The organism is Microvirga sp. 2TAF3, assembly GCF_052114965.1.
Lineage (GTDB): Bacteria > Pseudomonadota > Alphaproteobacteria > Rhizobiales > Beijerinckiaceae > Microvirga.
Window position 1 is genome coordinate 15,462 of sequence record NZ_JBFRFT010000026.1, and the last position, 9,856, is coordinate 25,317.

Genomic DNA, 9,856 nt, shown 5'->3' on the forward strand with positions numbered 1-9,856 from the left:
GTTGATCATCATCGCGGCACTAATCGGAATAGCTGCGCACTTCTTTGAAGCGGTTCAAGCTCAATAGGCTTTGCCATCTGCTTCATTGGCAATATTGTTTCTCAAGACAAGATTGCGCCAAGGATGCGCTCAACACTTGAGCCCGTCACTTTGATGGGACGGGAAGGGAAACATGGAGCCGTTCGATCCCGAACAGCGGAACCTGATCCGAACCCCGCTCGACAACGAGACGATCCTGAGCGGCCAGTTCTGGGGCGAACTACGCGTGTTTCTCGCCGTCGCCAAGGCTAAGTCCTTCAATCGGGCCGCAGAGGTCCTCAACACGAGCCAGCCCACAGTCAGCCGTCGGGTCAAGCGGTTACAGGACCTGATGGGGTCGCAGCTGTTCGTGCCGACCCGGCACGGCGTCAAACTCACCGCCAAGGGGCAATCGCTGGCGCAGGCCCTGACCCGGCTCGACCATTCGCTTTACGCCCTCACCAATGACCTCAAGGCTGAAACCAAGGACGCCGAAGGCGTCGTGCGCGTCAGCATCACCGATGGCCTCAACACCTTCTTCGTCGCTCCTGCCATCCCGTCCTTTACGGCCGAGCATCCCAAGATCCAGCTGCATCTCAAGAGCCCGGCCAATGTCGTCAGCTTAAGGGAGAACCAAACCGATCTGATGATTGGCTTCAGTCCCACCGACGCCGCGGACATCACAACCCGCAAGCTTGGCTCGCTGCATTTCATCCCGGTCGTGGCGAAATCCTACATCCGCCAGCATGGGATTCCGACCCGGTCGAACCTGGCGCAGCATTTCTTTCTGCAATCGGAGTTCTACACCGCCAGGACCGGCCTGTGGGATGCCTGGAACCACGCTGTTGCCCAAGGCCGGATCGCGCATTTCTGCGACAACTCGATGGCCTATGGCATGCTCGTCAAAGCGGGACTCGGCGTCGGCTTGCTCGGCAGCTACACTATTCTGGAGCCCGATGCGGTTCCGCTGGAACTGGATGTCCGGATCGCGGTGCCGCTGTATGCCCTAGCCCTGACCGAGCGGCTCAACGCCCGGCCTGTCAAGCTGGTCTTCGACTGGCTGAGCGAGATGTTTGGGCCGGCGAACCCGTGGTTTAGTCCCGAGCTGCGGCTTGACCCGCCGCCGAGCCGGTTTGATATCGGCATCAAGCTGCTCTTCAATCTGTGACAGCCGCCGCTGCAGATGATGCTGGCTGATGCTGTCGGAGAGATTGAGATACGTATTACCCGCATCCTCAAACAGCTCGGCCAATTCGAGCGGAACGCCCTTGGCCTCGAACAGAAGCTTCTTGAACAGAGCCGTGTGCAGTGTGACCACCTGGAGGAGGTGAGAACGAAAATAATCCATGATGGCGCCAGCATCAGTTTGATCGGGATCGGGAAGAGTGTGAGGCAGATCGCCTGTCATATCTCGACTGCCTCGAACTCGGAGCGGGCATCCCAGAAGCCTTCGACGCGAAACAGCGTGGCGGCATCCGTGTCGGGCGAGATGGCATTGTGCGGCGGCGTCAGGTCCTTGACGAGTTCGAGATAGGGCTCATCGTGCCCTTCGAACAGCAGCGGCTCTTTGCCGGGCGCAGGCTTGAACCCGAGCATGGCGCGCCACAGGCGGGCATATTTGGGCTTGGCGTGGGTGATGACGCGATCATAGCCCTTGCGGCTGATATGCTCGAAGATGAAGTCGGCGCATTTCTTGATGGTGCGGGGATCGCGCCAGGCTTTACGGAAGCTGGTGCGCTCCATCTTGGCGAAGTCCTTAAACCAGCGGATGCGCGCCGTGCCGACCGGCTCGTCACCGGCATAGACGATGATATGAGTGGCCTGATAATCGTTGCCGTCATAGGTCTGTCGGGCCGCGACGCCATGCTCCTCCATGAAGCAGATGGCCCGGATGGCATAGGCATGCAGAAGTTGCTCCGGTGTCGTCACGACCTCGGCCCGAATGAGGTTATCGTGGCGACCGGTGGCGGAAGAAGTCTGATTCATGACGCAAGCCCTTGAACTGCCTGAAAAGCGTGCAGGTAAAGAGCACGGCGCTATTCTCGCTTTGAAGGCGGCAAGATATGGAACGGTTCAACGCTGGCGTTGAACGGGAGGCAGGGATGACCCAATGCAATCGTCATGGGCCGATCAGTTTGGCTGAGCTATGCCAGGAGGCCGTGGACCGCTTTGGCGACGATTGGCAGCGCATTCGATCTTACGTAGCGGAATGCATTGCGCTGATGTCAGGAGATGATCGGGAGAAGTTGACCGATGAGGTCAGCCGCCTTCTGCGCTTCTGCGCCCCGTCTCGTCCAGGCGCACTGCACTGAGGCCCATTTGGACGAACGAACTGATGAAGACGAAATCGCCGAGCGACGCCGACCGCTATATCGGCAGCCGGATCCGCGCGCGGCGGCTCATGATCGGCATGAGCCAGGAAAAGCTCGGTGACGCTTTAGGACTCACGTTCCAGCAGGTGCAGAAATACGAGAAGGGCACCAACCGCGTCGGCGCCGGCCGCCTTCAGCAGATCGGCACGATCTTAAGGGTCTCTGTTGCATACTTCTACGAAGGTTTGCCAGGAGATCAGTCGGTCATCGGCAGTGCAGAGAATGCCGTCGCGATCGCCATGAACACGCCGGAGGGTTTGCGCTTGGCCAAGGCCTTCACAGCCCTGGAGAACAGCCAGATTCGGCGCAAAGTGGTGGAGCTGGTTGAAGCGATATCTCCCGACAGCTAAAGGGTATTTTTCCAAGACGCCGCAGCGGACACATATTCTTCACTTGTCAGCCATCTAATGATCAGCCACGCATCATAGTGCCTCTGCCGGGGGCAGCAATGGGATATTCAGGATCTCTCAAGGCGTCGGGCTCTTTCCCATTCTTAGACAACGCTCTTATCGCTGAAGAAACAGCTTGCGTGTTGGAAGGGGCCAGCAGCGAACTTGTCCAGCTCCGGGCTGATCTTAAGAGTTTCATTGAAGCCAAGGATCGAATGCTGACCCAGCCCGTCTGTGTTAAAAGCAGAGGGCAGGGGAGGGCGGAAAAATGGCAATGAGGCTTAGAGCACACGGCTTCTTCCGGATCTGGGTGGTGCTCTCCGTGATATGGCTGATTTTTGCGGCGCTGACGCTGGTGCGTTACCGGCAAACGAACACCTTTGGTGTGGGTGGCGTTCACGATCCCGAGAACTTCTTTTCTCGTCTGTCATGCGTGGAGTCCGCGGAGGCCGCGTATTGGACGAAAGCAGATCGCGGCGCGGCCGAACGCTTCTACAAGAGTGGTGAATTTGAGCAGTTACCGGAACAGTTGCGGACGCCTACCCGGAATTGTCTCTATGGCTATACAGTGCGGCCAACCTGGCAATCTCTCGCCGCAGATATTGCTTTGGCATTTGCATTCCCGATCGCCGCACTCATGCTCGGATGGCTGGGTTGGAAGATCGTGTCATGGATCGGAAAGGGATTTCGCGACGAGCAAGCCTAGTTTCATTTTCGCAGAATTTATCTTATGGAACCTAAGTAATTGTTATCGCTCGAAAAATAACGTTCTTAGGCCCGTACTTCCGTAGCTCATTGCTGCTTAGTCAACCCTATTCGTCCCATGCAAGCCAGAAAGCCAGATTTCATTATTTCTGGCTTGCCAGAAATAATGAAATCTGTATCCTTACCCTATTCTAGGGCCGGGCAGGGACGGTCGCGCTTTGAGGGGATGTCGATTGGCCAATAGCCGGGATGATGGTCCCGCCGCCGACGGCGCCGCGGACAGCGAAAACAAGACGCTAAACTTTAAGGTCAGCCCGGACTTCAAAAAGGAGTTCAAGGGCTTTGCGGCATCCCAAGGGATCACCATGACAGATCTCCTCAAGGAAGGCTTCGCCCTATCCAAGAAGAAGCGCCAGAAATGACCACCGTTGCCGACCAGATGCGGGTGCAGCGATGACGGTGCACGCATCTGGCGCTGCGTTCACCGCAGCTGAATGGCTGTTTGCGATTGGCAAAGGCGGTGATCTGCCGGTGATCGAAGGTCTCGTCGCGGTCGAAGGCTTTGATCCGATTGGCCGCACACCCGACGAAGTCGCGATCATTGAGCGCGCGAAAGCCTATGGTGCCCGTGCAGTGTTCTTCGAGGCACAACGGCATGGCCGTGCGCCAGTCGCTCAGGCTTTCATCTTCTTTGCTAGTGATCATCCTGACGGAGCGGGCTTCGCGAAGTTACACAAGCGGCTATGGAGCTGGGGCGGTGTTCCGCTGATCTATCGCGCAGCCCCCGGTCTTATTCAACTCTTTCGATGCGCCCATCAGCCTGACTTTGCCGGCCCGGACGATGTTCCGATCTGCAATCCGATCCGGACGTTGGAACTGGGCGCGGAAATCGCCGAGCTCGATATGTGGTGGGATGCGGATCGCCTTCACAACGGCGCCATTTGGGACGATCCCGACGCATGCAGCCTTATGCTTTCGGCTACGAAGTCGGCACACCGCATGCTCGTCGTAGGAGTGCGGGATCTCGCACACCGATTGACGGAGAGACATCTACTCGATCCGCGGCTGCGCCGCCGGCTGCTGATTCTCTCGCTGCTGATCGCCTATCTCGAGGAACGCGCGGTCCTGCTCCCGGAAGATTTCGCGCGTGTGCTGCCGAATGCCACCCGCTTTTTCGAAGTGCTTGGCAACGGCACGGCGTTGATCAAGCTGCTGGAGACGCTGGAAGCGCGCTTCAACGGCCATGTGTTTCGCCTGAAAGAAGAAGAGCGAGCGGCGCTGGCTGAGAGTTCCGAGCTAGACAGTTATGCGCGGCTTGTTCAAGGCTATGAGGATGAAACTGGGCAGATCAGCTTCTGGCGTCTCTATTCATTCCGCGATCTTCCGGTAGAGCTGATCAGTAATATCTACCAGCTCTTCGTCAAGGACGCTTCTAGCTCGGTCTATACACCGCCAGCATTAGTCCGACTAATGCTGGAAGAAGCACTTAGCTGGGAGCGGATCGACGCCCTGATGGCCGGTGAGGGGGTGATTCTCGACCCAGCATGCGGCTCTGGGGTATTTCTAGTCGAGGCGTACAAGCGTCTCGTGCTGCACTGGCGATCAAAAAATGGCTGGGAACGGCCGGGCATAGATGTGCTTCGGCAGTTGCTATTGCGTGTGCATGGAATCGATCTTGAGGAAGGTGCGGTCGAGCTTGCGGCGTTCAGTCTTTGCTTGAGCCTATGTGATGCGCTTCAACCGGAAGACATTCGTGCGAGCGTTAAGCTGTTCCCCCGGCTAAATGGGGAAACCCTTCATTGGAGCTGCTTCTTCAATGCCAAGAGCCAAGGGCTGATGAAAGCCCCGGTGGCTGTAATCGTTGGCAATCCGCCCTTCGAGTCGTCATTTACCACCGAAGGCGCGAAGAAGAGCTACAAAGCATATACCAAGGCGCACGGTGCCTTGGCGGACAAGCAGCTGGCCTATCTGTTTGTTCACGACGCGATGGAGATGCTTGAGCCAGGCGGTATCCTTGCGATGGTCGAGCCCGCTGGATTTCTCTACAATCAGAATGCCCTCCCCTTCCGCCGCAGCTTCTTCGAGCGCTGGAATGTCCGCGAGCTGCTCGACTTTGTCTCAGTGCGTGGCATGTTCAAGAAAGATACAAAGGTCGTTGTCGTCATTGCCGAGGCCGGTAAGCCGGCACCTGAAAGCCGCTTGATGCATGCAGTCTTTCGCCGCAGTGGGCGCGCGACTGCCGAGCAGGGCTTCGATATCGACTATTACGACCTGCACTGGGTGCGCAATGTAGAGGCCCAACGCTCGCGCGATGTGTGGCGCGCGAACCTGTTGGGCGGCAGCCGCTTCAAGGATCTAATTGAACGTCTCCGGGCATATCCGACGCTCAAAGAATATGCGATAGCCCATGATTGGGATGCCGGTGAGGGTTATTTCGGCGGCCAGAAGAATGCTTCCAGCAAGGTCGAGCATCTCATAGGCAAGCCGCTCTTGCCGACCAATGCGCTTGGCCCCGAGGGCATTGATCGGTCTAGGATCGACGTTGTTCCCAACACTGGCATCAAGGACCCGAAAACCGAGCGTCGCTTCATGGCACCCCTTCTGCTCATCAAGGAGCATCAGGACCTCTATCTGGACGTTTGGACCGATGGCTATCTGGTGTTCAAGAACGAGATGGTCGGTTTTTCGGCACCCGGCGACGTCAAACGACTTCGCGCTGCAGCGTCTTGGCTCAAACGCGAAGCAACCGTCCTCCAGGCCTATGTCGCTGGCATCAGCGCCCGACTCTACACCCAGCGCGCTACAGCGATCTTTAATGGGGATGTGTACGCGCTGCCGTTTCCTGAGGACGGCAATCTCGATCTGAGCATCAACGAACGTATTATCGCCCAGGATGCCGTCGAATATCAGCGCGATTTCATACGTCTAGGCACTGATGCGAAGGTGATGCAGAGGGTGCCCGCCGAGGCCTTGGAGTGCTTCGATGACGTTCTCACTACACAGATAAACGCAGTGTATGATCGCAATCCGCTGCGCCCGCTAGGGAGCTATCAATGGGCTGGCGCGATCTGCAAAGCTTATGGTTTCGGGAAAGGCACGGTCGACTGGTCGGGCGCCGACGAGCTTCGTCAAAAGCTTAACACGTTATTGCAGGAGCGTCGGCGCTCAAGTCTGACGATTACCCGGATCATCCGCCTCTACGACAAGAGTTTCGTTTTCCTGCTCAAGCCCGACCGTCACCGTTTCTGGACCCGGTCAATCGCGCTTCGCGATTCGGATGACATCCTCGCCGACCTGAGAATGCAGGGCTTCTGACATGCTGGCGGACGAAGGCGAGAGCGTAGGTCATTCCGGATCGCTGGACTCCGGCGTTCATCGGCCACGCGAATGGCTGTCATCGCTAGTCAAGTTCATTAGCGATGCGCTGCCCGGCTGGCGCGACGATCCAAAGCGGGAGGCAAAGACCAGCGAGAACGAACTCACGACTCAGCTATGCGGGCGGCTAAACAGCTTGTCCCGACACTCACCCGGCTGGGATATCCTCCAGTTCCGGCGCGAAGAGCCCGATGAAGCTGATGGCCGCCGATCCATCGATCTGGTGGCGTCGCCAAGTGGACACGTGATACTGATAGGAAGCCGCACATATAACGAGTATCAGACCCTGTTGCCGATTGAGTGCAAGCGGCTGCCGACCCCAACCGGCAAAGACCGCGACGAGCGCGAATATCTGATCAGCAAGTTTAGCTCCACCGGGGGAGTCCATCGGTTCAAGGCGGGACATCATGGGGCGTCGCATGCGCGCGCCGTCATGATCGGTTATGTTCAGGACAGGGACGTTGCGTTCTGGCAAAGCCAGATCGATGCATGGATTGAGAGCATCGTCGGGGAGCGAGTTAACGGCTGGTCGATAGACGACAAGCTCGCGCTGGTCGACCACAACACGCGACATCGGCTTGCCGCGCTTGCGTCCACTCACGGACGGCAGTTGGGACTTAAGCCGATCCATATTGACCACCTTTGGATTGAAATGTGAGCCGCGCACTGTCAATCGCTTGGCATCATCTAATTAACTAGAAGTCCAGGTTCCTCTCTAGGCCGTATCTGTCCCTCGCCCTGCTCATCAGGGACAATGCTTACTTTGTGAACGTTAAGCTCTAAGGGCCAAGCTATCACCTCGTGGCCAGATTCATGGTTGGCCTTAACTTCCAGCGGATCATGTCCCATTGATATCTCCGCCTCGCGACGATAGTTCGTTGCGCCAGGCCAAAACAGGTTCAGGCCGGGTGGGTCAATGCTCAAATCAGCGTTTCAAAAGCGACCGTTTACGGCCTATCCGAACAGGCTTCAGCTATGCATTAGACAGCGTCGAAGCCCGCTTGCGTCAAAACGAGATCGGTCGAGTTGCCATTCACGGGGGTAATCCAGCCCCGCGTCGCAAGCCCATTGATGCGGCACCAAAGTCATACTCTATGACATGTCAGAGGGAGCAATTTTGCTCATGATGTATGTTGAGGCCTTTTCAAGCTCAGGAAAGACCGTGCTCTCGTTGATGTTGAAGCCGTCAAGCTCTTCGCGGATCCTTTTTTTGACAACTTTAGAGATAGGTATAGCTTGAATGTTGAGATACGGGTCTAGCACCTGATCCAGCTCTTGCTCTATGCCGAAAATTACAAAGCCCCCCTGTTGTGCAATAATTCTCCTATTATTCTGCTTTGGCTTAACAATAAACATGCTGACCAGATCCTTTGGATTAATCATTGCTCTAAAATTTGGCTTCTCAAGCCTTATGTAATAAAGAAGGTCGTTCACAATATCTGCATTGTTGAATTCATCGTCTTCAACTTCTTCATCAAGCAGAGTTTTAATGCGTTGCTTCTGTCTATGGCTAAGATGACAAAGATTGGCAAGGAGGGTAACTGTATCGCTATCGTAATATTTAACTCTCGTCTTTCGGGTGCTGATTTTGATAAAGGCACCCGACGTCTTGTCGTCCTGACAGGCAAAGTACAAAGCTATTAGCGGGTTATATGTAATATCTAGCAGTCGGGTGGGTAGATTGTAGTGCTGCATCCGCACTAGATTGTCGAATGTCGTTCGATCTTCAATAAATTCACGTGGATGGCGGGAAATAAGTTCCCTCAAAATAGACTTTTCCTGTCTCAAATGACTTTGTGTTCTAAATAAACTCGGCATTAGCAAAAATTCATCACTACTATGACCACGATAAACAGTAGCGCTCCTAGAATTGTCTGATGATCTTGTGATGTAATTTACAAAGTCACTCAAGCAGGTAATTTTCTCACTCGTCATATACATTGATGGGTACTCTAATGGGCAGGTTCGGCGACCACTATATATCACGAGATGTAGATTGGACGCCCGCTCATAAACGGTCGTTTATAAGCGGCCGATTCCGACCAGATCAGATGCGACGAATTATTTAGAGGGTCGTGCCGCTCAAAATCTCGTCTCAAAATCAAACCGCTCAAATCTTGCCTTCGGACGGCTTTTGAGCAACTTCGAGGGTTCACAGACTGGAATCGAGCGAGGGCCACCATGCTTGTCGGATATGCGCGGGTATCCACCAGCGACCAGACAGATAGTTTGCAGATCGACGCGTTGAAGGCGGCCGGGTGCGAGCGGATCTATCGAGAGACGGTTTCCGGCGCGAAAGCAGACCGCCCCGAGTTGGCGAACGCCTTAACCTTTCTCCGGCCGCGAGATACCCTCGTCGTTTGGAAGCTGGACCGGCTTGCGCGATCCATGCGGCAGCTCATCGATACCGTCGAAGAGCTGCAGAAGCGGGAGATCGGATTCCGGTCTTTGACCCAGGCCATCGATACCACTACAGCAGGCGGAAAATTCGTCTTCAACGTTTTCGGAGCCCTAGCCGAGTTCGAACGCGATCTTATCCGCGAACGGACGAACGCAGGCTTGTCCGCCGCCCGCGCTCGAGGCCGCCAGGGCGGCCGCCCCCCTGCCCTCAACGACAGCACTAAGGCCACAATCCTTCTATCCTTGACGCATACTGATCAATCGTTCTCCGAGCTTGCGAAGCAGTTTAAGACCTCGGAGGCCACCCTACGCCGCTACTTCCCCGGAGGGCGGGAGCAATATCGCGTCCGACCGGCCGCATAACATCATAAAAGAAGGGCCGCTTGCGCGGCCCTAGTGGTTAAATTCTAACGCTTGGTACCCGCGACCAAGCCATCACGTTGGGTGGAAAGCGGACATACACTCATCTTCTCTGTACTACCGGCTTTGACCCAAAGCAGAAGTTCGTGCCGCTTATCAGCGATGTCGGCTTTGCGCCCATGGCAGCCGTAGAGGCAATATCTGTCTGACGTAGAAGCGGACATTCCGGTGGGCGTA

At 56.0% G+C, this 9,856-nt stretch carries 9 protein-coding genes; 7 read left to right on the plus strand and 2 right to left on the minus strand.

The features are described from left to right. The first annotated feature begins 172 nt into the window (after positions 1-172). Positions 173-1,186, plus strand: coding sequence for a LysR family transcriptional regulator (locus AB4Y97_RS19595; protein WP_442000727.1), 1,014 nt, complete (start codon positions 173-175; stop codon positions 1,184-1,186). A gap of 236 nt (positions 1,187-1,422) precedes the next feature. On the opposite strand, the gene AB4Y97_RS19600 is transcribed toward AB4Y97_RS19595, so the two are convergent. Further along, positions 1,423-2,004 carry a hypothetical protein gene (locus tag AB4Y97_RS19600; protein WP_442000728.1) on the minus strand — a complete coding sequence of 194 codons (582 nt, stop codon included), beginning with the start codon at positions 2,002-2,004 and terminating at the stop codon, positions 1,423-1,425. 349 nt (positions 2,005-2,353) lie between these two features. On the opposite strand from AB4Y97_RS19600, the gene AB4Y97_RS19605 reads away from it, so the two are divergent. From AB4Y97_RS19605 to AB4Y97_RS19625, 5 genes are all read left to right on the plus strand, one after another. Further along, complete coding sequence (locus tag AB4Y97_RS19605; protein WP_442000729.1) at positions 2,354-2,740, plus strand: helix-turn-helix domain-containing protein; 387 nt, start codon at positions 2,354-2,356, stop codon at positions 2,738-2,740. Between the two features lie 307 nt (positions 2,741-3,047). After that, on the plus strand, positions 3,048-3,485 hold the full coding sequence (locus AB4Y97_RS19610; RefSeq protein WP_442000730.1) for a hypothetical protein: 438 nt from the start codon (positions 3,048-3,050) through the stop codon (positions 3,483-3,485). A 232-nt stretch (positions 3,486-3,717) separates the two neighbouring features. Next, a complete protein-coding gene (locus AB4Y97_RS19615) occupies positions 3,718-3,906 on the plus strand; it encodes a hypothetical protein (protein ID WP_442000731.1) in 189 nt (62 codons plus the stop codon). 31 nt (positions 3,907-3,937) lie between these two features. Beyond that, on the plus strand, positions 3,938-6,799 hold the full coding sequence (locus tag AB4Y97_RS19620) for an HsdM family class I SAM-dependent methyltransferase (RefSeq protein WP_442000732.1): 2,862 nt from the start codon (positions 3,938-3,940) through the stop codon (positions 6,797-6,799). Position 6,800: 1 nt separating this feature from the next. After that, positions 6,801-7,517 (plus strand): hypothetical protein, encoded by a 717-nt coding sequence (locus AB4Y97_RS19625; RefSeq protein ID WP_442000733.1) that lies wholly within the window; start codon positions 6,801-6,803, stop codon positions 7,515-7,517. Between the two features lie 434 nt (positions 7,518-7,951). Here AB4Y97_RS19625 and AB4Y97_RS19630 read toward each other — a convergent pair whose 3' ends face one another. Then, a complete protein-coding gene (locus tag AB4Y97_RS19630; RefSeq protein ID WP_442000734.1) occupies positions 7,952-8,800 on the minus strand; it encodes an FRG domain-containing protein in 849 nt (282 codons plus the stop codon). A 240-nt stretch (positions 8,801-9,040) separates the two neighbouring features. Between AB4Y97_RS19630 and AB4Y97_RS19635 the strand changes: the two genes are divergently transcribed. Next, entirely contained in the window at positions 9,041-9,622 is a 582-nt protein-coding gene (locus AB4Y97_RS19635; protein ID WP_442000735.1) for a recombinase family protein, read from the plus strand. The last annotated feature ends 234 nt before the right edge of the window (positions 9,623-9,856 follow it).